Annotated in this window: 17 protein-coding genes; 11 read left to right on the forward strand and 6 right to left on the reverse strand. The window is 59.5% G+C overall.

Features of this window, described 5'->3' with window-relative positions; all coding sequences use genetic code 11:
- Positions 1-125 precede the first annotated feature (125 nt).
- Entirely contained in the window at positions 126-494 is a 369-nt protein-coding gene (locus tag FHX15_RS14570; protein ID WP_184398179.1) for a DUF488 domain-containing protein, read from the reverse strand.
- Positions 495-718: 224 nt separating this feature from the next.
- Here FHX15_RS14570 and FHX15_RS14575 point away from each other — a divergent pair, with 224 nt between their 5' ends.
- Both FHX15_RS14575 and FHX15_RS14580 read left to right on the forward strand, forming a co-directional pair.
- The gene (locus tag FHX15_RS14575) at positions 719-2,494 is read left to right on the forward strand and encodes a cytochrome c biogenesis protein DipZ (RefSeq protein ID WP_184398627.1); all 1,776 of its coding nucleotides are present in this window, start codon (positions 719-721) and stop codon (positions 2,492-2,494) included.
- A 41-nt stretch (positions 2,495-2,535) separates the two neighbouring features.
- The gene (locus tag FHX15_RS14580; RefSeq protein ID WP_184398181.1) at positions 2,536-3,294 is read left to right on the forward strand and encodes an alpha/beta hydrolase; all 759 of its coding nucleotides are present in this window, start codon (positions 2,536-2,538) and stop codon (positions 3,292-3,294) included.
- A gap of 100 nt (positions 3,295-3,394) precedes the next feature.
- On the opposite strand, the gene FHX15_RS14585 is transcribed toward FHX15_RS14580, so the two are convergent.
- From FHX15_RS14585 to FHX15_RS14600, 4 genes are all read right to left on the reverse strand, one after another.
- A complete protein-coding gene (locus FHX15_RS14585) occupies positions 3,395-4,378 on the reverse strand; it encodes an ABC transporter permease (RefSeq protein ID WP_184398183.1) in 984 nt (327 codons plus the stop codon).
- Positions 4,375-5,370 carry an ABC transporter permease gene (locus FHX15_RS14590; RefSeq protein ID WP_184398184.1) on the reverse strand — a complete coding sequence of 332 codons (996 nt, stop codon included), beginning with the start codon at positions 5,368-5,370 and terminating at the stop codon, positions 4,375-4,377. The genes FHX15_RS14585 and FHX15_RS14590 overlap by 4 nt, the downstream gene beginning before the upstream one ends.
- Positions 5,367-6,905 (reverse strand): sugar ABC transporter ATP-binding protein, encoded by a 1,539-nt coding sequence (locus tag FHX15_RS14595; protein ID WP_184398186.1) that lies wholly within the window; start codon positions 6,903-6,905, stop codon positions 5,367-5,369. The genes FHX15_RS14590 and FHX15_RS14595 overlap by 4 nt, the downstream gene beginning before the upstream one ends.
- 78 nt (positions 6,906-6,983) lie before the next feature.
- Positions 6,984-8,123 carry a sugar ABC transporter substrate-binding protein gene (locus FHX15_RS14600; protein WP_184398188.1) on the reverse strand — a complete coding sequence of 380 codons (1,140 nt, stop codon included), beginning with the start codon at positions 8,121-8,123 and terminating at the stop codon, positions 6,984-6,986.
- A 235-nt stretch (positions 8,124-8,358) separates the two neighbouring features.
- On the opposite strand from FHX15_RS14600, the gene FHX15_RS14605 reads away from it, so the two are divergent.
- The gene (locus FHX15_RS14605; RefSeq protein ID WP_184398190.1) at positions 8,359-9,381 is read left to right on the forward strand and encodes a LacI family DNA-binding transcriptional regulator; all 1,023 of its coding nucleotides are present in this window, start codon (positions 8,359-8,361) and stop codon (positions 9,379-9,381) included.
- Here FHX15_RS14605 and FHX15_RS14610 read toward each other — a convergent pair.
- Positions 9,378-11,681: an FdhF/YdeP family oxidoreductase gene (locus tag FHX15_RS14610; RefSeq protein WP_184398193.1), complete on the reverse strand. Its 2,304-nt coding sequence runs from the start codon at positions 11,679-11,681 to the stop codon at positions 9,378-9,380. The two genes, FHX15_RS14605 and FHX15_RS14610, sit on opposite strands and share 4 nt — an antisense overlap.
- Positions 11,682-11,920: 239 nt before the next feature.
- Between FHX15_RS14610 and FHX15_RS14615 the strand changes: the two genes are divergently transcribed.
- From FHX15_RS14615 to FHX15_RS14650, 8 genes are all read left to right on the forward strand, one after another.
- On the forward strand, positions 11,921-12,508 hold the full coding sequence (locus FHX15_RS14615; protein ID WP_184398195.1) for an ANTAR domain-containing response regulator: 588 nt from the start codon (positions 11,921-11,923) through the stop codon (positions 12,506-12,508).
- A 37-nt stretch (positions 12,509-12,545) separates the two neighbouring features.
- Positions 12,546-13,826 (forward strand): CmpA/NrtA family ABC transporter substrate-binding protein, encoded by a 1,281-nt coding sequence (locus tag FHX15_RS14620; protein WP_409527014.1) that lies wholly within the window; start codon positions 12,546-12,548, stop codon positions 13,824-13,826.
- 444 nt (positions 13,827-14,270) lie between these two features.
- Positions 14,271-15,512, forward strand: a complete 1,242-nt coding sequence (locus FHX15_RS14625; protein ID WP_184398197.1) for a nitrate/nitrite transporter — start codon at positions 14,271-14,273, stop codon at positions 15,510-15,512.
- Between the two features lie 18 nt (positions 15,513-15,530).
- A complete protein-coding gene (gene nirB / locus FHX15_RS14630) occupies positions 15,531-17,981 on the forward strand; it encodes a nitrite reductase large subunit NirB (RefSeq protein ID WP_184398200.1) in 2,451 nt (816 codons plus the stop codon).
- 107 nt (positions 17,982-18,088) lie between these two features.
- Positions 18,089-18,418, forward strand: a complete 330-nt coding sequence (nirD, locus tag FHX15_RS14635; RefSeq protein ID WP_184398631.1) for a nitrite reductase small subunit NirD — start codon at positions 18,089-18,091, stop codon at positions 18,416-18,418.
- Complete coding sequence (locus FHX15_RS14640) at positions 18,418-21,072, forward strand: nitrate reductase (protein WP_184398632.1); 2,655 nt, start codon at positions 18,418-18,420, stop codon at positions 21,070-21,072. Before nirD ends, FHX15_RS14640 begins: the two co-directional genes overlap by 1 nt.
- Positions 21,044-22,519: a siroheme synthase CysG gene (cysG, locus tag FHX15_RS14645; RefSeq protein ID WP_184398202.1), complete on the forward strand. Its 1,476-nt coding sequence runs from the start codon at positions 21,044-21,046 to the stop codon at positions 22,517-22,519. Before FHX15_RS14640 ends, cysG begins: the two co-directional genes overlap by 29 nt.
- 340 nt (positions 22,520-22,859) lie before the next feature.
- Positions 22,860-24,032, forward strand: a complete 1,173-nt coding sequence (locus tag FHX15_RS14650; RefSeq protein WP_184398204.1) for a hypothetical protein — start codon at positions 22,860-22,862, stop codon at positions 24,030-24,032.
- The last annotated feature ends 25 nt before the right edge of the window (positions 24,033-24,057 follow it).

A 24,057-nucleotide genomic window follows, 5' to 3' on the forward strand; every position in this document is an offset into this window, starting at 1 on the left:
TTTCGAGTTGATGGCAGGGAGAAAACAGCCGGCATGTATCCCCGATGTTTCGGCCATCCGCTTCTATTGCATGCGGATGTAGCATCCGGCCTTCCGGATACATTCGGATACAATTGGCTGCCTTCTTAATCGGAAATTCGCGGGATGAGGAAATCGCGCAGCACGACGGCATTGTTGCGCTCATCATCGCGGGCGGCATAAAGCAGGGTGACGGTGCCTTTCTTTGTGAAATCGAGCACCTGATTTATCTCTTCCTCTTTCTGCTGAAGCTCGGCCCTGTAGCGCTTGCGGAACTCTTCCCAACGCCCCGGTTCATGATTGAACCAGTGGCGCAGCTCGGTGCTCGGCGCGACATCCTTCAACCAGGCATCGACGGCCGCGCGTTCCTTGCTCAGGCCACGCGGCCAGATCCGATCGACCAGTAGGCGGATACCGTCCGTATCTGCCTTGGCTGCATAGGCACGCTTTAGCTTTATGGCTCCCGCTTTGACCATTTTTACTTCCTTCGTGGCTGACCGACGCCAGGTAGAGCGACGGAGAGAAGATAGCGCAGCCACGATGAGCGCGCTTCCTATGACTTCGGTACATCTTCCTACACTTCGGTACATATTGCCGCGAACCCCGACACATAGGAGATACATGGCCGCAACAGATTAGCGCCGTTGCTGGTCGAGCCGCATCGCCGTCCAGAACCCAACAGGTTTCAGAGGAAACGATGATGACGCTTCTTATCATTGCCTATCTCGGAGGGGCGCTGACCATTTTCAGTCCCTGTATCCTTCCCATCCTCCCTTTCGTCTTCGCCCGCGCCGGACAACCCTTCGTGCGCAGCACGCTGCCGATGCTGATCGGCATGGCCGCCACATTCGCGTTGGTGGCCACACTTGCGGCCATTGGCGGCAGCTGGGCGATCAACGCCAATGAATACGGCCGCCTTGCAGCTCTCACCCTGCTTGCCGTCTTCGGCGTCAGCCTGATTTCGCCGCATATCGCAAGCTTCATCACCCAGCCTGTTGTCGATTTCGGCAATCGACTGCTGAACGCTTCCGGCAAGACCGGTTCTGCGCCGACAGCGGCTAGCGCGCTCATTTTGGGGGTGGCGACAGGCCTGCTCTGGGCACCCTGCGCCGGGCCGATCCTGGGTCTGGTCCTGACCGGTGCAGCTCTCCAGGGCGCCAGCCTGCAGACGACCCTTCTGCTGCTTGCCTATGCTGCGGGCACCGCCACCTCGCTCGCAGTAGCGCTTTCCGTCGGGGGAAAGATCTTTGCCGGCATGAAGAAGTCGCTGGGCATCAGCGAGCGCATTCGCCAGGGGCTGGGGATTGCGGTGATTGCCGGTGTCGCCGTCATTGCATTTGGTCTCGACACCGGCCTGCTCTCGCAACTTTCCTATGCCAGCACGTCTTCCTTCGAACAGGCCGTACTCGACAAACTGAAAGTGCAGCCGGCCGATGGCGCATCGTCTGTGGTTGCAAGCAACGACAAGACGATCGGCCTTGCCGATACCAAGAAGCCTTTCCGTAGTGATCTACCCGTCGAAGGCCGTGCGCCGCCGCTCGACGGCGCGGTCGAATGGCTGAACTCGCCGCCACTGACCATGGAACAGCTCCGCGGTAAGGTCGTGCTCGTTGATTTCTGGACCTATTCCTGCATCAACTGCATTCGCACTATCCCCTACGTCCGCGCCTGGGCTGACAAATACAAGGACCAGGGTCTGGTTGTGATTGGCGTGCATGCCCCGGAATTCGCCTTCGAAAAGAAGATCGATAATGTCAAAAAGGCCATTGGCGATTTCAAGATCGACTATCCGGTTGCAATCGACAACGATTACAAGATCTGGCGTGCCTTCGATAACAGCTACTGGCCGGCCCATTATCTGATCGATGCCAAGGGCCAGATCCGCGAGCATCAATTCGGCGAAGGCAACTATCGCCAGACCGAACAGGCAATCCAGGACCTGTTGCACGAAGCCGGCAGCGAGATGGCTGACAGCGCACCGGTGACACCGGATGCAAAGGGCGCGGAAGCAAGCCCCGACCTGAAAGACATCCGCTCTGGTGAAACCTATATCGGCTATCAGCAGGCCACCAGTTTCGCCTCCAACGAAAGCATGCGCGCCGATGCCTCCAGCGACTATTCGGTCAGACAGCCCGGTCTCAACCAATGGGGTCTTTCAGGCAAATGGACCGTCGGCGCTGAAGAGGCGACACTCGATCAACCGGGCGGCAGCATCGCCTACCGCTTCAGCGCCCGTGACCTGCATCTCGTGCTCGGCACCGACACTGACGGCAAGCCCGTTCGCTTCCAGGTGACGATCGACGGCAAGGCGCCGGGTGCTGACCACGGCAGCGACGTCGACGCTGATGGAAACGGCACGGTGGCTTCGACGAAGCTCTACCAGCTGGTGCGCCAGTCCGGCGCGGTGGAGGCACGCACGTTCGAGATTCGCTTCCTCGATCCCGGCGTCCAGGCCTACGCCTTCACCTTCGGCTGAACTTCCTCTCTCATCCAACCCAAACGACAGGAGCAACCACCATGAAACGCAGCTATCTTTCTACTCTCGCGCTTGCCTTCGCCACCAGCGTCATCGCCTTCGCAGCCCAGGCAGCAGAGGTCAAAAATATCGTCATCGTTCACGGCGCTCTCGCCGATGGCTCCGGCTGGCGCCAGGCAACCGAAATTCTCGAAAAGCGCGGCTTCAATGTCACTATTGTCCAGGAGCCGATCACCTCGCTTGCAGACGATGTTGCCGCCACAAGGCGGGTGCTGGACCTGCAGGACGGCCCAACCCTGCTCGTCGGCCACAGCTATGGCGGCATGGTCATCACCGAAGCCGGCAACAGCCCCAATGTCGCGGGCCTGGTCTATGTCGCGGCCTTTCAGCCAGACAAAGGCGAAAGCCTCATCAGCCTGGCGAGTTCAAAACCGGCCGGCGGCATGAACATCCGCGAGACGAAGGACGGAAAATATCTCTATCTCGATCCGGCCGCATTTGCGAACGACTTCGCCGCCGATCTGCCGAAGGACGAGGCCGCATTCCTCGCAAAATCACAGGTCTTCGCCTCCAAGGAGGCTTTCTCGGCCAAGGTTGGCGATCCAGCCTGGAAGACCAAGAAGAGCTGGACGGTTGTCGCCACCGAAGACCGCTCGATCAATCCCGACCTCGAGCGGGACATGGCAAAGCGAGCCGGAAGCACCGTGACGGAGATCAAGGCAAGCCACGCCGTCTTCGCCTCTCAACCGGAGAAGGTTGCCGACGTGATCGCGAAGGCTGCCGCGGCAGCCGGCAGATAATCGGATCAAAAGCACCAACCGGAGCCGGTGGATTATTCCGCCGGCTCATTTCCCTTCAACGTACCGTCATCGCCTGCATGAGCCGAAATACTGAGTTTCGTCACAAGACCTTCTGCCGCCCGTAAAGCAGCAGCATGCCGATGATGACGGCGCCGTAAATGAGCTGGCGACCGGCCTCTTCGATCTGCATGACCGAGAGGATCGATTGCAGCAGGGTGATCAGGATGACGCCGGCGACAGTTCCGAGATAGGAGCCCTTGCCACCGAGCACGTGCGTACCGCCAAGCACCACGGCAGCAATCGACGGCAGAAGATAGGCGTCACCCATGGACTGGGACGCTTTCGAAGCATAACCGGCGAGAAGCACGCCGCCGAGTGCGCTGAGGCCGCCCGAAATAATGAAGGCGACAAGCGTAATCCTGCGCGTATTGATGCCGGACATGTAGGCGGCACGTTCGCGGTTGCCGATCGCATAGAGCGACCGGCCGAAGGTCGTGCGTGTCAGCAGGAAGACGGCGAGCAAGCCGACGGCGAGCCAGACGAGAACACCGTTCGGAAGTCCGGGAATGGCATAACCGGTTGCCAGGAAGCGCATGGCGGCAGAAGCCGAATCCTGCGGCGAGAAACCACCGGTATAGACGACCATCAACCCTTGCGCGACGGCATTGGTTGCAAGCGTGATGATCATCGAGGGAATGCGCAGATAGGCGACAGCGATGCCGTTGACGAGACCGATCGCAGCCCCGCAGAAAATGCCGAAGGGAATTGCCAGAACCGCGCCCGTCGTTCCGTAAGCAGTGGCGGCGCAAGCCATCATCGCCCCTGTCGTCACAACCCAGGGCACCGACAGGTCGATCTGACCAAGCAGGATGACCGCCATCATGCCGGTTGCGATGACGCCAAGGAAGGAGGCCACTTTCAACTGCTGCAGCAGATAGTCGGGCGACAGGAAATTGGAGGAATAGAGCGAGCCACCGAGGAGCAGCAGGACGATACAGCCAAAGGCAATTGCCACAGCCGGATCGACGCCGCGCAGCCGGGCGGGCATAGGAATTTGCCGCATTGCGGAAGCACCCTCGCTCATTGGAACCACTCCAGACGATTACGAACACGCGACAGGCCGATGCAGCCGATACTGACTGCAAGCATCAGCACCACGCCCTGAAAGAGCGGCTGCCAGAGCGGGTCGAGATCGAAGACGAACAATAAGTCGCCGATGGTGCGAAAGGCCAGAGCGCCGAAGACGGCACCGACGGCGCTTCCTTTCCCGCCCGCAAGCGAGACACCGCCGAGCACGACTGCTGCGATCGAATAGAGCGTATAGGCGTTGCCGCTCGCAAGGGCCGCTTCGCCCGTATACGAGAAAAAGGTCAGATAGAGCCCGCCGATCGAAGAAAGTAGGCCTGCCAGCGCGTAAGCCGCAAGCTTTGCCCGCTTCACCGGCATCGCCGACATATAGGCGGCGTTTTCCGCCGATCCGATCGCATAGGCAGCGCGCCCGAACACCGAACGGCTAAAGGGCATCCAGATCAGGAGAATGACAAGCGCGAGAACGACAAGGCTTGCAGGGATGACGCCAAAGAGCTTTGAGGTAAAGGCATCGGCAAGGTCTTCATTGACCGAGCCGCCGGGTGTGGGCCGCAACAGTAGCGCCAGTCCGTAAAAGACCGCGCTGGTCGCGATTGTGGTGACGATCGGCTGCAACCGCCCGAAGATGATGACCAGCCCATTGAGCAGGCCGCAGGCAAGCCCCGTCAGGAGCACGGCTGCGACACCCAGCGCTGTCTGTAGCGGCGTGCCGACCACGAGCCATGATGCCAGGCAGTTGCACAGGATGAGGATCATGCCGACAGAAAGATCGATGCCAGCCGTGATGACGACGAAACATTGCGCCATTGCCACGAAAGCCAGCAGCGTTGCCTTGTTGGCGGCAGTCTGCACCACGTTGGGCGTGAAGCCGGCGGGATGGTTCGAAACATAGATGATAAACATGAGAATAAAGAGCAGCGCTGCGAAAAGCGTGCCCTTCTGCTGAACGTACCAGTAGCGCCATTCGCCGGTCGGCTGCCTGCTCATTGGGCCATCCTTTTCTGCGCCTCGCCCGCGTTGATATTAAGCGCGGCACTCACCAATTCGCGTTCGTTGATCTCGTCGCCCTCTAGGACGCGGATAATGCTGCCATCATACATGACGAGCACACGGTCACAGCAACCGACCAGTTCGTCATAGTCGGTCGAATAGAAGATGATGGCTGCACCCGCATCGGCGAGCTTGCGCAACAGGGCATATATTTCCTGCTTGGTGCCGACATCGATGCCACGGGTCGGATCATTAAGAAGGATGATGCGCGGCCTGTTCATCAGCCATTTGGCGATCACTACCTTTTGCTGGTTGCCGCCGGACAGAGACGCGACCGGCATGTCGATCGTCGCGGCCTTGATCGCCAGGAGATTCAGGAGCTCGTCGATCTCCCTGATCTCGGCAGCGCGGTCGATCACGCCGTTGCGCGAAACGCGATCAAGCGCTGCGATCGACAGGTTCTCGCGCACAGTCATCGGCAGCATGAGCCCTTCCGTCTTGCGATCTTCCGGGATCAGCGCCATGGAGATATTACCCGATTTCGCCGCGCCCGGGCTCTTCAATCTTACCGGTTTGCCATCGACCGCCACCTCGCCTTTCAGGTCGCGCAGCACGCCGAACAGCGCCAGCAGCAATTCACGCTGCCCCTGCCCGTCCAGCCCGCCAAAACCGATGATCTCGCCGGGGCGTACATCGAAATTGATCCCGGAAAGCCGATCTCCCCAGGAGAGGCCGCGGCAGGACAGAACCGGTACGTCTGCCGTCGGCCGCCGCGGCTTTGGCGGAAAGACGTTGGAATATTCGCGGCCGATCATCAGCTCTACCACCTGCTGGTCGGACTTGGTGCCGGCGGGATAGGATTCGATGCTGCGGCCGTTTCTGAAGACCGTGCAGTCATCGGCGAGTTCTGCAATCTCATGCATGCGATGCGAAATATAAATCAGCGCCATGCCCTCGGCCCGAAGCTGCTTTAGCACGCCGAAGACCTTCTCGACATCGGACTGGGTCAGGGCTGAGGTCGCCTCATCGAGGATCATCAGCCGCGGCTTGCGGGCAAGCGCCTTGGCGATCTCCACCATTTGGCGGCGCGAAAGCGGCAGATCCTTCACGAGAGAAGAGGGATGAATATCGGCAGCACCGGCGCGGGCAAGTGCCTCCTCAGCGATCGTGCGCTGCCTGTGACGGTCGATCATGCCAAAACGCAGCGGCGGATTGCTGATGACGATGTTGTCGGCCACCGAAAGATCCGGAATGAGCGACAATTCCTGGAAAACACAGACTATACCAGCGGCATTAGCGGCAGCCGGCGAGGCAAAGGAGACTTCCTTGCCGTCGAGCAGCATGCGTCCCTCATCAGGCGCCACAACACCGGCCATGATCTTGATGAGCGTCGATTTGCCAGCGCCGTTTTCGCCAAGCACGGCGTGGATCGCGCCGGCGCGCACGGCGATATTGGCTTCCTTCAGCGCGATCGCGCCGCCATAGCGTTTCGATATGCCTTCCAGGCGCAGAAGCGGTTCGGAAAGGATCATGCATCCAGCCTCCATTCGGTCGCGTCGAGATCGAGACTGCGGGCGCGAACGCCCGCAATCGGGTCCGGATGGTGGCTCTTACTGGTTTTCCTTTGTCTGCCCCATGATTTCCTGTGCGGAGAAGTTGATGCCGCAGGTCGGGAAGGAATTGCCGACGAAAAAGTTATCGGATTCCTTGGGGTAGTAGTCCTCGCCTTCCTTGAAATCGGGATCGGTAACGAGTGCCGTCGGCAGCTTGACGGCCTGAGGAACGACCTGACCTTCGAGAGCTGCGATGGCAGTCTTGATGGCAACAGCAACCTGCGCCGGGCCGGTGCCGGCCGACGCGCATTTCAGACCGTCGGCCGCATGGGCGGCGCAGAATTTGCGGAAGCCGTTCTCCGTCTCACCGCCGAAGGGCACGAAGGGATGCTTCGCATCGATCATCGCCTGCACGACGCCGGTGTCACCGCCCTGCGCGGTGATGCCGTCAAACGGCCCGTTGGTGGCGATTGCATCGGCCGTTGCCTTCTGCGCTACACCATCATCCCACTTTCCGACGACTTCGGTGACGGTGAACTTCTTGCCGGAAGCATCCAGAGCCTCATGAATCCCCGTATGACGATCGGTATCGACGGAGGTGCCGGCAACGCCGCGCACTTCCAGGATTTTGCCACCCTGCGGCAGGTGTTTCACCAGCCAATTGGCCCAGATGACGCCAAGGCCTTTCTGGTCGACGTTGACGTTGATCGCATCCTTGGTGTCGAGGATATTGTCGAAGGCGACGAGAACGACGCCGGCTTCCTTTGCGCGCTTGATGACCGGACCGAAGGCCGTCGGGTTCTGGGCGTTGACGACGATGGCATCATAGCCGGCGTCAATGAAGTTATTGATCGCAGAAATCTGTGCCGGCACGTCCTCGCCGGTCGATACGACCTTGAATTCTTTCAGCTTGGCGGCAACATCCGGCTGCGCAGCATAGGCCTTTGCCGTCTGCACCATCTGGATACGCCAGGTATTGGCGATATAACCGTTGGCAAGCGCGATGCGGTAAGGACCTTCCTTCTTCGGATATTGAAGGAACTGGGTTTCGGCCGACCACGGAACCATACAATTCGGATCGGCGGCGGGGCCGGACACGACCTTTGGCGCCGCCATGGCCGTACCGCAGAGCAGAACAAACGCCGACGCCGAAAACGCGCCGACACGGGTCATCTTCGCTTTCTTCACCTTGAGCATTGAATATCTCCTCCTCAGGCGGACTAAGGCCGCCCCTCTTTAAAATTTTCTTGGCATGTTGATTCCGGAAGGCTCCATCCCAACCTTTCCGGCGCAATTTCAACGTAACACAGTTGACAGCGCTGTCAAATCGGTTTTGCTAGCGCTGTCAACTACAATGGTCACAGGAAAGTATTTCGCAATTGCGAGAGAGATTACGAATATTCATGGTCTTAATGTATAGAGTGAGACGGACATGCGAAGAATAACTTTGGATGATGTTGCGAGCCTCGCCGGCGTCAGTCCGATCACAGTTTCCCGCGCGCTTCGCAAGCCCGACGCCGTGTCGGAGGCCCTGCGACGGCGTGTCAATGCGGCCGTTCATGAGCTCGGCTATGTGCCGAATATCGCGGCCAGCCGGCTTGCCTCATCGCGAACGCATGCAATCGGCGTCATTGTACCGACGCTCTATAACGTCATCTTTGCCGAATATCTTTTTGCGCTGCACGAAGTGCTTGTCGGTGCGGGCTTCCAGGTGATTGTCGTCAACAGCCGCTATTCAGAGCAGGAGGAAGAAAATGCCATCAAAGTACTGCTCGGCCAGCGCGTTGAGGCGATCATTATCGCGGGCATTCATCATACGCCCCTTGCTCATCAGCTTCTGACGCGGGCACATCTGCCTGTTGTGGAGACGTTCGAGCTGTCATCCGATCCAATCGACATTAATATTGGCATGTTGCAGGATCGCGCCGGACAGGCTGCAACAAAGCATCTCATCGACCGGGGCTTCACCCGCATTGCCTTTTTGGCGGGAAATCTTGACCATCGCTCTCAGTCCCGCTTCGACGGTTATCGTCTGGCGATGCAGGAGGCTGGCCTCGAGAACCTCGAGATCGTCACCCAGAGGCCACGGCACAGCTCCGTCGCGCTCGGCGCCGACCTCCTGGCCCTTATGCACGAACGAGGCAACCATCCGGAAGCAATCTTTTGCACCGATGACAACGTGGCGCTCGGAGCCATGCAGGAGTGTCGCAAGCGCGGCATTCGTGTGCCTGACGATATCGCCATCATCGGTTTTCACGATCTCGAATTTTCCGCCTGCGCGTCGCCGTCTCTTTCCTCGATCATGACCAGGCGCTTCGAGACGGGCAAACTTGCAGCCGAAACGGTGTTGGCGGCCCTCGATTCCACCAGCCGCCAACCACCAATCCAGATCGATCTTGGCTTCGAGGTCATCGCCCGCGAGAGTACGGGCGAGACTATTGCCGTTTTAAGCTAAGCCGCAACCTGCTCCTCGCTCTTGGCGATCATGACAGGAACACCCTTATAGCTTGGCGTACCCGATTTTTGATCATGGTGATCGAGGGCGATCACCGCGTTCATTTCCGGATAATAGCCGGCCACCGAACCGACGGGGATATTATACTCGACAGCCGTGAAACCTCTGACGGTTTTTCCGCCGCCGTTGGCCGCGGCGGAGCGGATATCGATCCGGTCTCCGTCGCGCAAACCCCGTTCGGCAAGATCCTGGCTGCTCATGAAAATCACATCACGCCGGCCAAAGATGCCACGATAACGGTCGTCGAGACCATAAACCGTCGTGTTATATTGGTCGTGGCTGCGCAGCGTCGTCAGCACCAGTGTCGTCGGGTCCTTTAAGCGAGGATCCTCATCGAGACCTGGGGCAACGAGAAAATTTGCCTTCCCGCTCGCCGTCTTCCAGACGCGATAGGAAGCTGGCACATCCAGGCGGAAGCCTCCGCGGACACGCACACGGCTGTTGAACTCGTGAAAATCCGGGAAGGCCACTTCAATCTTGTCGCGGATGCGGTCGTAGTTGGCGATCAGGCCGGTCCAGTCGATGCCGAATTTTGTACCGAGCGTGGCCGTTGCAATCCCGGCGATGATAGCTGGTTCGGACTTCAGCAATTGGCTCGGCGGGTTTAGAAAACCGCGCGAGGCGTGCACCATAGACATGGAATCTTCAACGGTGACCGACTGCGGACCGGAGGCCTGGCTATCGAGGTCGGTTCGCCCGAGGCAGGGAAGGATGATCGATGTCTTCGCTGTCAACAAATGCGAGCGATTGAGCTTTGTGGCGATGTGGACGGCAAGATCGAGCTTGCGCATGGCCTCGAACGTCACGTCCGGATCGGACATGGCGACAGCCAGATTGCCGCCGAGGCAGATCAGCGCCTTGGACTTGCCGGCTGCAATCGCCTCGATGGACTCGATCGCATTATGGCCCTTCTTCTCGGAAGGGCGGAAACCGAAAGCGCGCTCCATGCCGTCGATCAGCGCTTTGTTCGGGATCTCGGTAATGCCGACGGTCCTGTCTCCCTGCACGTTGGAGTGGCCACGCAGTGGGCAGAGGCCGGCGCCGGGACGGCCGATATTGCCGCGCAGCATCAGGAAATTGGCAAGCTGCTGGACATTGGCCGTTCCGTTGGCGTGCTGTGTGATGCCCATGCCGTAGCAGAGAATGACATTGCGGGCGTTGAGATAGACATCGACGGCGCTTTCCAGCGCCTCCATCGTGAGACCGGAAACGCTCAAGATATCGGCCCAGCTGGTATTGGCGACATCCTCCTTCAGGGCATCGATACCGAGGGTGTGTTCGGCAATGAAAGCCCGGTCGAGAACTCCCTGACCGCCATCGGCGAGATCGGCCTCATCGCGCTCGAAGATTAGCTTCATCAGCCCTTTGAGGGCCGCAAGGTCGCCGCCGGTACGGACCTGATGATAGGCAGATGCGATGCGCGTCGAGGAGAAAGTTATCATCTCCACCGGATTCTGCGGCGCAGCGAAACGCTCGAGCGCCCGCTCCTTCAGCGGGTTGAAGACGATAATCGGCACGCCGCGGCGCGACGCCTCGTGCAAGGTGGTCATCATGCGAGGATGGTTGGTTCCGGGATTGTGGCCAAAACTGAAGATCGCATCAGCATGGTCGAAATCCTCAAGGGTTACGGTCCCTTTGCCGACGCCGATCGATAGCGGCAGGCCGACGCTGGTCGCCTCATGGCACATGTTCGAGCAATCGGGGAAATTGTTCGTGCCATAGGCGCGTACAAAAAGCTGATAGAGAAAGGCCGCCTCATTGGAGGCGCGACCGGAGGTGTAGAATTCGGCCTCGTCTGGGCTTGCAAGCTTATTGAGCTCGGCGCCGATCAGGCTGAATGCATCGTCCCAATCGATGGCCTCATATTTGTCGGTGACGCCGTTGTATTTCAGCGGATGGGTCAGGCGCCCCTGGTCCTCGAGCTTGTGATCGATCCAACTCCAAAGCTCAGAAACCGTGTGTTCGGCAAAGAACTCAGGTGAAACGCGCCGGGCAGTCGATTCCCAGGTAATGGCCTTCGCGCCGTTTTCGCAGAACTCGAAGGAAGAGGTATGCTTTGGATCGGGCCAGGCGCAGCCGGGACAGTCGAAGCCTTCCGGCTGATTTGCCTTGAGCAGGGTGGCACCACCTTGGCTGATGATCTGCTGATGCTTCAGCGTCTTCGCAACCGCCTTTAGCGCATCCCATCCACCTGCGGGATGTCCATATTGCTCAACGCCTTCCGGCCGCTCTTCGCTCATCTTCACTCTCCGTTTTCAATCGCACCGACGATAACACCGATGGACCGGGCGGTTTAGTATACCGACGCATAGGTAGGATAGCGGCGGTCAAGGCGACGGATGTCGGGGCTTGCTTGACGCGGCGCCCCGCCTTGCACAGATATAGAGCAAACTGGTGAATTTTTAATCTCTCCATCAATTTGCCTAAAAATTTGCCCTTGTGACTTGTCCGCGATGCTGCATTGCGCCATAAATGATGCATGAGCCGGCTCGATCTGACCATCCTTGTCATCGATGAAAACACCATTCGCGCCTCTATCATCGAAGAGGGGCTGCGAGAGGCAGGCCACGCGCGCGTAACCGTCATCCACGAAGTTCACGGCGTGGCTCGCATCATTGATACGCTGAGGCCCGATGTCATCATCATCGATATCGAAAATCCCAACCGCGACATGATGGAGCATCTGTTCCAGCTGACCCGCACCGTCGGCAGGCCGATCGCCATGTTCGTCGACCGCTCAGATACCGCTTCCATCGAGGCTGCAGTGGATGCTGGCGTTTCGGCTTACATCGTCGACGGGTTAAAGAAGGAACGTGTCAAACCTATTCTTGACATGGCGGTCAGCCGCTTCAATGCCTTTAGCAGACTGCAGCGCGAACTTGCCGACGCCAAATCAGCGCTCGAGGAACGCAAAGTGGTTGAGCGCGCCAAGGGCATATTGATGAAGATGCGGGGACTGTCGGAGGAAGAGGCATTCGCGCTGCTGCGCCAGACGGCGATGAACGAAAAGAAGAAGATGTCCGATATCGCTCAGAGCATCGTCACCGCGGCGGGGCTTTTGATGTGATGGCGGCTTCATGTGCTGATGTCCGGAGGAAGCCGGAGTGAATATGATGGTGACAAATCTTGATCCCGGCGCCGGTCTACCCGCCCCCGCACGACTTCACGGTGAAGGCGACAGGACGCTGCGAGCCGGCTTCATCCCGCTTGTCGATGCCTCCGTGCTGATTGCTGCTGCAGAATTCGGTTTTGCCCGGAAGGAAGGCCTCACGCTTGATCTCGTCAAGGATGTCTCCTGGGCCAATGTCCGTGATCGCCTGGCCTTCAGGCAATTCGATATCGCCCACATGCTCTCGCCGATGCCCGTGGCTTCGATGCTCGGTCTCGGTTCCAATCCCTCGCCGACGATCACGCCCTTCTCGCTCGGGCGCGGCGGCAACGCGATCACGCTTTCGACCCGTCTTTTCGACAGGATGCGGGATACTGGCCTTTCCGGGGGCGCCGGTGCACTCGAAAACGCCCGAGCACTTGCCAAGGTTCTGGCCGATATGAAGGCTCGCCACGAGCCTGTGCCGACCTTCGGCGTCACCTATCCTTTCTCCTCGCATAACTATGAGTTCCGCTACTGGCTTGCCGCCGGCGGCATCGATCCGGACAAGGACGTCAAGCTCGTCGTCGTGCCGCCGCCGCTGACATCGGATGCGCTGGCGGCGGGGGCGATCGACGGGTTCTGCGTGGGGGCACCATGGAACATGGTAGCCTCCGAGCGCGGCGTCGGCCGCATCGTCGCCGCCAAACAGGACATATGGCCCTCTGCGCCAGAAAAAGTCATTGGCATGCGGCCGGAATGGGCCGAAACTCATCCGGAAACGGTTTCTCGCCTGATCGTAGCGCTTGACGCGGCGGCACGCTGGTGCGACCAGCCGGAAAATCACGATGCGCTTGCCGAAGTGCTGGCAGATAGCCGCTATCTTGCCGCCTCGGTGAAAATTATCCGCCATGTACTGGCAGGTGAGTTCAGCCTGGATGCAAAAGGGAACCGGCGCGTCATCGACAAATATTTCATGTTCCATGCAGGCTTTGCCAATTATCCGCGCACAAGCCACGCGCTCTGGATCTATAGCCAGATGATCCGCTGGGGCCAGGCCGAACTTGGCCTTAACCCCGCTCGCGCGGCCGCCTCCGCCTATCGCCCCGATCTCTATCGCGCCGCTCTCGGAGAGGGGAGCGCCCCTGATGATGCCGATGTGCGCATCGAAGGAGCCGACGAAGATGACCGCTTCGTGGACGGCCATGTTTTCGATCCATCGAAGCTGCCGGACTACATTGCCGGCTTTGCGGTCAAGAGCGCCCTGCCTTTCGTTGCCGGCAGTGATGAAATCTGATGGCACGCTGAGCCTGCACAAAATGCTATCAGGGATTGGCCCTCTAGGCACGAAAGCGCACAAACGATTTGCATGAGCGGCAGCGGCCCAAAAAACGTGCAGACGACGCGCGATCAACAAATCATTTGGATTCAATGACTTATCTTAACGCCCAAAAATTGGCACGCAGCTTGCTTGTATAATACTGCCCTGATCAAAGGCGATCGGAGCGGGATGAGCGCAACAGCGCCATAGAACACTGGAATACATCTTGAGCAGTCCGATGTGCGGATGCTTGAGGCAGAGGCCTGAAGGCCACAATTCGGCGTCCAATGGCGGACGTGACCAGCAAAGCCGCTGATCAGGATATTTCGCGCAGTCCGTGCGCGCCTCCTGATCAGCGGCTTTTTCGTTTTTAACCTCCAGCGATGGATCGGCACGACCTTGTCGGGCCACGGAGAAGCCATGTCTGTCATCGAGAAAGCGCAGCCCATATCCGCCGGCGAACCGGCTAAAGCACTGTGGATCTCCACGGTCGCCTTCACTCTCTGTTTTGCCGTCTGGACGATCTTTGCGATCATCGGCATTCGCATCAAACAGGAACTTGGGCTGAACGAAGCCGAGTTCGGATTGCTGGTCGGCACGCCTGTGTTCACCGGTTCGCTCGTGCGCATCGTCCTCGGCATTTGGACAGGACGCTACGGCGGTCGTCTCGTCTACACGCTCACGATGCTGGCCGCTGCACTGGCGACCTTTCTGCTTTCTTACGCTCACACTTACACCCAAATGCTGATCGCCGGCCTTGGCGTCGGGCTTGCCGGCGGCTCGTTTGCGGTCGGCGTTGCCTATGTCTCTCCCTTCTTCCCGGCGAAGAAGCAGGGAACGGCGCTTGGCATTTTCGGCGCGGGCAATGTTGGCGCGGCGGTGACAAAATTTGCAGCCCCGTTCGTGCTCATCGCGTGGGGCTGGCAGGCAGTTGCAGAGATTTGGGCGGTCGGCTTGGCGCTGATGGCAATCGTCTTCTGGTTTACGACGACAGATGATCCGGCTTACCGCCTCCGCCGCGAACATGGCATTGCCTCAAAGAGCCTTGCCCAGGAATTCGCGCCGCTGCGAAACATTCGGGTCTGGCGCTTCTCCCTCTACTATTTCTTCGCCTTCGGCGGCTTCGTCGCCTTGTCCTTGTGGCTGCCGCGCTATCTGGTCGGCGTCTACGGCTTCAATCTGGAAACTGCCGGCATGATCGCAGCCGCCTATTCCATTCCAGGCAGCATCTTTCGCGCCTTCGGCGGCGTGTTGTCTGACAAGAAGGGCGCGCGCAGCGTGATGTATGCGATGTTTGCCGTGTCGGCCATGGCCACCCTCATCCTCTCACTGCCTGCTGCTACCATCACGCCTGCCATCTTTATCGTCATCATCTTCGTTCTCGGCTTCTTCATGAGCCTCGGCAAGGCCGCCGTCTATAAGCACATTCCGGCCTACTACCCGGAAAGTGTCGGCGCCGTTGGCGGCGTCGTCGGGATGATGGGCGGTCTTGGAGGATTTATCCTTCCGATTGCTTTCGGCCTCCTCAAGGACATGACCGGCCTTTGGTCGAGTTGTTTTCTGCTGCTTTTCGCGATCGTCGCGATCTCACTCATCTGGATGCACCTGTCCGTCAAACAACTGTCGCGCCGGGAGTACTCCGCGCCCGTGGCTGCAGCCTGATCCAAGGACCTCACAATAATGACCGAAAAACTCGTCATCATCGGCAATGGCATGGCGCCCGGGCGCATGCTGGAGCATCTCTTCGAACAGGCACCCGGCCGTTACGACGTAACAATCTTCAACGCCGAGCCCCGCGTCAATTACGACCGCATCATGCTGTCGCCAGTCCTGTCGGGAGAAAAGGACTACGAACAGATCATCATTCACGGTGACGGCTGGTACATCAAGCACGGCATCACGCTCTACAAGGGCCACAAGATCGTCAGTATCGATCGTGTGGCAAAGACCGTCACGTCGGATCACGGTGTTACTGAAAGCTACGACAAGCTGGTGATTGCCACCGGCTCGGTACCCTTCATCATTCCCGTTCCCGGCAAAGATCTGCCAGGCGTCATCACCTATCGCGATCTTGACGACGTGCAGGCCATGCTGCTGGCAGCCCAGTCGCGTGAGAAGGCAATCGTCATCGGCGGCGGACTGCTCGGACTTGAAGCGGCTGCCGGCCTTGCTCAGCGCGGCATGGATGTGACCGTGCTGCACGTCATGCCAACGCTGATGGAGCGCCAGCTCGATCCTGCCGCCGGCTACCTCTTGCAGAAAGCGGTCGAAGAGCGCGGCATCAAAGTCATCTGCAAGGCCAATACCAAGGCGATAATCGGCAACGGCAAGGTGGAAGGCGTCGAGCTCGATAACGGCACAATCATTCCGGCGACGCTGGTCGTCATGGCGGTCGGAATTCGTCCGAACGTCAATCTCGCCAAGGATGCCGGGCTTGCCGTCAACCGCGGCATCGTCGTCGATGCCGGCATGCAGACGTCGGATACCGATATCTACGCGCTCGGCGAATGCGCCGAAGTGGGCGGCACGGTCTACGGCCTTGTTGCACCGCTTTATGAAATGGCTCGCGTCGCTGCCGCCCATCTCTCCGGCGACACGAAGCCAGGTTTCGTACATTCCGACACGCCGACAAAGCTCAAGGTCACCGGCATCGAGCTTTATTCTCTGGGTGATTTCGCCGATGGCGATGACCGGCAGGAAATCGTGCTGCGTGATGCGAGCGCTGGCGTCTACAAGCGTCTCGTGCTCAAGGACAATCGCATTATCGGCACGGTGCTTTATGGCGAAACCACCGACGGCGCCTGGTTCAATGATCTCAAGAAAAAGGCGGTCGACATCTCCGATATGCGCGACACGCTGATCTTTGGCCAAGCCTATCAGGGAGGGTCTCCGCTGGACCCTATGGCGGCCGTTGCAGCCTTGCCGGATGATGCGGAAATCTGCGGCTGCAACGGCGTCTGTAAAGGCAAAATCACGTCGACAATTACAGCCAAGGGGCTGACATCGCTGGATGACGTGCGCGCCCATACGAAGGCATCCGCCTCCTGTGGCTCCTGCACCGGCCTTGTCGAGCAGCTGATGGCGCTGACGCTCGGCGATGCCTACAATCCGACAGCCGTGCAGCCGATGTGCACCTGCACCGAGCTCGGCCATGACGATGTGCGCCGTCTCATCAGGGCGAAGAAGCTGAAGACCATCCCCGCCATCATGCAGGAACTGGAGTGGAAAACGTCGGGCGGTTGCGCCAAATGTCGCCCGGCACTCAATTACTACCTCGTCTGCGACTGGCCGGATGAATATGCCGACGACTATCAGTCGCGCTTCATCAACGAACGAGTCCACGCCAACATCCAGAAGGACGGCACCTATTCTGTCGTACCGCGCATGTGGGGCGGCGTCACCAGTTCGCAGGAATTGCGCGCCATTGCCGATGTCGTCGACAAGTTCGCAATTCCGATGGTCAAAGTAACTGGCGGCCAGCGCATCGACTTGCTCGGCGTCGAAAAGGAAGACCTTCCTGCCGTCTGGGCCGATCTCGGCAAGGCCGGTTTCGTCTCTGGCCAGGCCTATGCCAAGGGGCTGCGCACGGTAAAGACCTGTGTCGGCTCCGACTGGTGCCGCTTCGGCACGCAGGATTCCACCGGCCTCGGCATTCGCATCGAGAAATTCATGTGGGGATCCTGGACGCCGGCCAAATTGAAGATGGCCGTTTCCGGATGTCCGCGAAACTGCGCGGAGGCGACCTGCAAGGATATCGGCGTCATCTGCGTGGATTCCGGCTTTGAGATCCATTTCGCCGGCGCTGCAGGCCTCGACATCAAGGGCACGGAGGTGCTCGGCCTGGTGAGGACGGAGGATGAGGCGCTCGAACATATCGTGGCGCTGACGCAGATGTACCGCGAGCAGGGCCGCTATCTCGAACGCATCTACAAATGGGCCAAACGCATCGGCCTCGATGAGATCCGCCGGCAGATCATGGAGGATCACGACAAGCGCAAGGCCTATTACGAGCGCTTCGTCTTTTCCCAGCAATTCGCTCAGGTCGATCCCTGGTCGGAACGCGTCTCCGGCAAGGACAAGCACGAATTCCGGCCGATGGCGACTATCGGTTTCAGTCAGGCAGCCGAGTGAGGACTGGTCGGCGCAGCCGACGAAACGATCCAGTCAATCGTTTCGAAGGACGAACGCCCGGAGCGCGAGCGAAGGGCTAGGCCACCCAAAAAAGAAGGACTTAAATGATGAACTGGCATCCGATCGGCGACATTTCCGATATCCCGCTGCGTGGCTCTCGCTGCGTAAAAACTCCGCATATGAACATCTCGGTCTTCCGCACCGGAGAGGACGAGGTCTATGCGATCGAAAACCGCTGCCCGCATAAAGGCGGGCCACTTTCGGAGGGGATCGTGCACGGCAATGCCGTTACCTGCCCACTGCATAATTGGGTGATTTCATTGGAAACCGGCAAGGCACTCGGCGCCGATGACGGCGCGGTGCGCACGATCCCGCTCAGAAAAGAGGCCGGCACGCTCTATATCGCACTCGAAAGCCTCATGATGGCGGCCGAATGATGGAAAGGGAGGTCAAGACCACCTGTCCCTATTGCGGCGTCGGCTGCGGCGTAGTCGCCAAGGTGGACGAGACCGGCACCGTCACGGTGAAAGGCGACCCGGAGCATCCGGCCAATTTCGGCCGGCTCTGCTCCAAAGGTTCCGCACTCGCCGAAACGATCGATCTCGACGGTCGCTTGCTCCACCCCGAAATCGACGGCAGGCAGGCCGGATGGGACGAGGCTCTCGATCTTGTCGCGAAGCGTTTCTCAGAAACCGTTGCGGCACACGGGCCGGACTCGGTCGCCTTCTATGTTTCGGGCCAGCTGCTGACCGAAGACTATTACGTCGCCAACAAGCTCATGAAGGGTTTTATCGGCTCGGCCAATATCGACACCAATTCACGCCTCTGCATGTCCTCGTCGGTCGCCGGCCATCGCCGTGCTTTCGGTTCGGATACCGTGCCCGGCCTCTATGAGGATCTGGAGCTCGCCGATCTCGTCGTACTGACCGGTTCGAACCTCGCCTGGTGTCATCCCGTTATCTACCAGCGGCTGGTGGCCGCCAAGGCCGCCCGGCCGGGCGTGAAGATCGTCGTCATCGATCCGCGCCGGACGATGACCTGCGATATTGCCGATCTGCATCTTGCTATCCGGCCTGACGGCGATGTGTCGCTCTTCATGGGACTGTTCGCGCATCTCGCGGCAAGCCCCGCCATCAATCAAAACTACATCGGTGCCCATACCGAAGGTTTCGGCGCGGCCTTTGCCGCTGCGGCTGCGCTGACATCGGTCGAACTGCTTGATCGCACCGGCCTGCCGGCTATGCAGGTGAGAGAGTTCTTCCGACTGTTTGAAACCACTGAGAGGGTCGTCACCTGCTACAGCCAGGGCGTCAACCAGTCCGCTTCAGGCACCGACAAGGTCAATGCCATCATCAATTGCCATCTGGCGACGGGACGCATAGGCCGGCCTGGCATGGGGCCATTTTCGCTGACCGGGCAGCCGAATGCGATGGGTGGCCGCGAGGTCGGCGGCCTTGCCAACATGCTGGCCGCCCATATGGCGATCGAAAGCGCCGACGATCGCGACCGGGTTCAGCGTTTCTGGAATGCACCCGAGATTGCAGCCAAGCCCGGTCTAAAAGCCGTCGACCTCTTCGGCGCCGTCGAGGACGGCCGCGTCAAGGCGCTCTGGATCATGGCGACCAATCCGGTTGTCTCCCTGCCGGATGCGCGCCGCGTCGAAGCGGCGATCGCCGCCTGTCCATTCGTGGTCGTGTCCGACATGTTGCGCGAAACCGACACGACACGGCACGCCCATGTGCTCCTGCCGTCGCTCGGCTGGGGCGAGAAAGACGGAACGGTCACCAATTCGGAACGCCGCGTATCCCGGCAACGTCCCTTTCTCGATCCGCCCGGAGAAGCCCGCCCCGACTGGTGGCAGATAGCGGAGGTCGGCCGCAGAATGGGCTTTGACGCCTTCGACTATACGTCGCCGTCCGATATTTTTGCCGAACATGCCGCCCTGTCCGCCTTCGAGAACAACGGTAGCCGCGACTTCGATATCGGCGCCTATGCCGACATAGAGCAGCCTGCCTATGATGCATTGACGCCGTTCCAGTGGCCGCAGCCGTTCGGAACGGGGACACGCGAAACGCGGTTCTTCGCTGAGGGCGGTTTCTTTCATTCCGATCGCAAGGCGCGTTTCGTTGCCGTCGAGCCGCCGGCAACCGACAGAACGGAACCAGCCTATCCGTTTACGCTGAATACCGGCCGCGTCCGCGACCAGTGGCACACTATGACACGCACCGGAAAAAGCGCGCGGCTGTCATCCCATATCGCGGAACCTTTCGCGGAAATCCATCCGCGCGACGCGATGGACCTCGGTGTTGCCGATGCTGACCTCGTTCAGGTCGAAAGCGCCTATGGCAGGGCGATCATCCGCGCGCTGGTGACCGACCGGCAGGCACGCGGCAGCGTTTTCGTGCCCATGCACTGGAACGACCAGAATTCAGCCAAAGCGCGGATCGGCGCTGTCGTCAAGCCTGCAACGGACCCCATTTCGGGGCAGCCCGCCTCGAAGAATGTTGCGGTTGCCGTCAGCCGCTATCACGCTTCCGCCTACGGCTTCGCCGTCAGCGTAACAAAGCCGGATGCGCTCGGAGCGGATTACTGGGCACTCGCCAAAGCCGATGGCGGCTGGCGGCTGGAGATTGCGTTCCGTGACGGCATCGAAGACTGGACCGCCTGGTGCCGGAAAAGCTTCGGCATTGCAGACCATATCGAGCCATTGGGGTACACCGACCAGCAATCCGGTGATCGGCGTATCGCCTTCTTTGACGGAGAGAGATTGCTTGCCGCCCTGTTCGTTGCAAGGGAGCCGGTTGCCGTCGCGCGAAACTGGGCCGTATCACAATTGGCTGCGGATCACAGCAATCTGCGCCGCCGCTTTGCCATCATCGCCGGGCGCCCGGGCGCCGACAGACCGGATCCAGGTGCAACGGTCTGTTCATGCTTCAGCGTCGGCGTCAACCAGATCGTCGCTGCCGTTCGTTCCGGCTGCCGTAGCGTCGAGGCGATCGGCAGCGCGCTCAAGGCCGGCACCAATTGCGGCTCTTGCCGCGCCGAAATCAGGGGGATCATCAATGCCTGTGTTGCAGACGCTGCCGAATGAAGTTGCCGCGCGAGCATCGGCCCGGATGGCGCCGCTCGCCAAGCTGCCGATCTTCTGGTCGCTTGCCGGACAACGGGTGGTCGTCGCCGGTGGCTCGGATGCCTGCGCCTGGAAGGCGGAGCTGTTCGCCGCCTGCGGCGCGAAGGTCGAGATCCATGCGGAAATGCTTGGCGAAGCCTGTGCCACTCTCATTGAACGAGGCTCACCACATCCAGAAGGTGGGCTCGCCCACCATCCGGTGGCATGGCGCGAAGACATTCTTGCAGGTGCGGCGCTTGCAGTAGCAGACTGCGAGGATGAGGCCGAGGCTCGAACGTTTTTCGAAGCAGCAGGGCGAGCCGGCGTTCCCGTCAACGTGATCGACAAGCCGGCCTTCTGCCAGTTCCAGTTCGGCTCCATCGTCAATCGCTCGCCCGTCGTGGTATCAATTTCGACGGATGGCGCCGCCCCCATCCTTGCGCAGGCCATTCGCCGCCGCATCGAAACGCTGTTGCCGACATCCCTGAAGGCCTGGGCGTCCCTTGCCCAGTCGCTGCGCGAAGAGATTGCCCTTCGTCTGAAGCCTGGCGCAGAACGGCGCGCCTTCTGGGAGCGTTTTGTCGATCGCGCTTTCGCAGCTGAGCCGACGGAAGCAAACAAGCGTGATCTGCTCGCCAATATGGAAAAGCCAACTCAGGCACGCGACGTCGGACGGGTAACGCTTGTCGGCGCCGGTCCGGGTGATGCCGAGTATCTGACCCTGAAGGCCGTGCGGGCATTGCAGGCCGCCGATGTCATCCTGTTCGATGATCTGGTGTCGGACGAGGTTCTGGAACTGGCGCGGCGCGAGGCCAAGCGCCTGCTCGTCGGCAAACGCGGCGGGCGCGAAAGCTGCCGCCAGGAAGACATCAACGAGATGATGCTGACTTTCGCCAAAGCCGGCAAGAATGTCGCCCGGCTAAAATCCGGCGACCCGATGATCTTCGGCCGCGCCGGCGAGGAGATTGCCTATCTGAAACAGCATGATATTCCGGTCGACGTCGTACCCGGCATCACGGCTGCGAGCGCCATGGCGTCGCGGCTCGGCATTTCGTTGACACATCGCGATCATGCGCAGACCGTCCAGTTCGTCACCGGCCATTCGCGCCACGGCGAGCTGCCGGAGACGGTCGACTGGCAGGCGCTTGCAGACCGGAACAAGACGACGGTCTTTTACATGGGTGGGCGAACCGCCGGCGGCATACAGACGAGGCTGATCGCCGCTGGGCTTGCTGCAGAAACGCCGGTCGTGATCGTCAGCTCTGTTGCCAATGCCGACGAACGGCGCTGGAGCGGCAATCTGGAAGATCTGGCGACCGCGATGACGGATATCGGCTTCGACAGGCCCGTGCTGATCGGTGTTGGAGACGTTTTTGCTGCTTGCCGCCTGATGATGGAAAGCAATTTACGTGCCGCTGTCAGCGCCTAGAGTCGCCACAGAACCGAAAATCTTGGATCAACCCTTTTTACCTCATGAAGGATTTAGAGTGGCTGGGGCAATGGCTACGTCGCCATAAGCCTCGTCGCGATATTTCACGAATTCGGGGGATGTAGAGCTTCGGCTTTAAGGCTGTGAGCCAGGGCCGCCACACATATCTTCTAAGTATCGGATGGCGAGTAATTTTCGAGTGGCAGAATTATTCCGCAGATCCCCAATAAATATAGGACGTCCGCAGCAGCAATTGAAGCCGCAGCCTGCTGACGAGTATATAACATCTCCAAACAATTCCCTGTATTAAGGACCGCGATGTTGCAACTTCGCGCTTAACGTGCGTAGTATTCTTGTTAGCTCAAATTGCATCGCATCTCCATTTCGCCAACTTAAGGGGGTTATCGAAATGAACCATTTGCGTGCTCTTCTCCTTTATTCTGCGGCGTTGCTTGCAACCAACTCCTGCGCCGCCGATGTCAAGGTTATTTCCTGGAACGTCGCTGCTTCGCCTTACGAAAAGGTTCTGGCCCGAGCGCCCGACTACAAGAAGATGGCCGACACTCTGTCGCCTGATGTGATCGTTCTCATCGAACTGACTGGACGACCCGATATCAAGGCCATCGCCGATGCCATCGATTGGCAGACCTATTATGCAACGGTGTCCGACGGACAGGTGCAGGGCGACGAAATCCACGCAGGCCTGGAGGTCGGCGTCCTTTCAAAGCTACCGATCACGTCGGTGATCGAGTTCGACCCCAAACCGGAGGGGCACGTCCACCAGGTTTTCACAAATGCCAAACCGGACGGCGACAGCTCGATACCGGTGAAGGAAGCGCCATTAAAGGGCATCGACATGATGGGATTGGCGGCGACTGATCGCGGAACACTTCGTGTCGATCTGGCAAATGGCCTGACTGTCTTCCCAGTCCATCTGAAATCGAATTCGAACGACGCCTGTTTCGCTGCGGATGATGCGATCAAGGACCTGAAGAAGCTTGGCTTGACTCCGGTCCCTGCTCTGCAAGCCGTCCTGGACAATGGGTCCGACGTAAAGGCCAAGGCGGACAAGGATAACGCGTTCAAACGCGAGCGGGTGATCGCTGCAACCAAAACAGTAGCTGATCTAGCCGTCGCGGAGGGGCGAACCGTCTTGATCGCCGGAGATTGGAACACGTCCTTCGAACCCGGCAAGTTCGGCCAATCGTTCGACGATTGCCAACTGGCGGCTTTCTCATGCGCGAAGGCGCCTTTCCCGGCCAGTGCTTGTAGTGGTGACGGCTACGACGACACTTTCACAATACTGACGGTGCCGCTGGCTGGCAGCCAGAAGTGGACCATGTTGACGAAAGACCTGGGCCGGACTTTCGATGAAATGGAGTTCGCAGACAAGGCGATTGACCACATGGCGGTGCCAGATGCCGCGGCCCAGGCGTTCGCCGCCCCCAAGGTCGGTCCGGATACATTCGGCTCAGATCATTTCCCAATCTTGACCGTCTGGGCTGCTCCCTAATCAATCACATGAAGGGAGACAATTC

This window comes from Rhizobium sp. BK650, from assembly GCF_014195325.1.
Classification (GTDB): Bacteria; Pseudomonadota; Alphaproteobacteria; order Rhizobiales; family Rhizobiaceae; genus Rhizobium.

Bases quoted from the DNA above. Each gene is read 5' to 3' on its own strand.
- FHX15_RS14595 (WP_184398186.1), bottom strand. From the start codon at position 6,905: ATGATCCTTTCCGAACCGCTTCTGCGCCTGGAAGGCATATCGAAACGC.
- nirD (WP_184398631.1), top strand. From the start codon at position 18,089: ATGAACTGGCATCCGATCGGCGACATTTCCGATATCCCGCTGCGTGGC.
- FHX15_RS14640 (WP_184398632.1), top strand. From the start codon at position 18,418: ATGGAAAGGGAGGTCAAGACCACCTGTCCCTATTGCGGCGTCGGCTGC.
- FHX15_RS14600 (WP_184398188.1), bottom strand. From the start codon at position 8,123: ATGCTCAAGGTGAAGAAAGCGAAGATGACCCGTGTCGGCGCGTTTTCG.
- FHX15_RS14625 (WP_184398197.1), top strand. From the start codon at position 14,271: ATGTCTGTCATCGAGAAAGCGCAGCCCATATCCGCCGGCGAACCGGCT.
- FHX15_RS14580 (WP_184398181.1), top strand. From the start codon at position 2,536: ATGAAACGCAGCTATCTTTCTACTCTCGCGCTTGCCTTCGCCACCAGC.
- nirB (WP_184398200.1), top strand. From the start codon at position 15,531: ATGACCGAAAAACTCGTCATCATCGGCAATGGCATGGCGCCCGGGCGC.
- FHX15_RS14585 (WP_184398183.1), bottom strand. From the start codon at position 4,378: ATGAGCGAGGGTGCTTCCGCAATGCGGCAAATTCCTATGCCCGCCCGG.
- FHX15_RS14610 (WP_184398193.1), bottom strand. From the start codon at position 11,681: ATGAGCGAAGAGCGGCCGGAAGGCGTTGAGCAATATGGACATCCCGCA.
- FHX15_RS14605 (WP_184398190.1), top strand. From the start codon at position 8,359: ATGCGAAGAATAACTTTGGATGATGTTGCGAGCCTCGCCGGCGTCAGT.
- FHX15_RS14575 (WP_184398627.1), top strand. From the start codon at position 719: ATGACGCTTCTTATCATTGCCTATCTCGGAGGGGCGCTGACCATTTTC.
- FHX15_RS14615 (WP_184398195.1), top strand. From the start codon at position 11,921: ATGAGCCGGCTCGATCTGACCATCCTTGTCATCGATGAAAACACCATT.
- FHX15_RS14570 (WP_184398179.1), bottom strand. From the start codon at position 494: ATGGTCAAAGCGGGAGCCATAAAGCTAAAGCGTGCCTATGCAGCCAAG.
- cysG (WP_184398202.1), top strand. From the start codon at position 21,044: ATGCCTGTGTTGCAGACGCTGCCGAATGAAGTTGCCGCGCGAGCATCG.
- FHX15_RS14590 (WP_184398184.1), bottom strand. From the start codon at position 5,370: ATGAGCAGGCAGCCGACCGGCGAATGGCGCTACTGGTACGTTCAGCAG.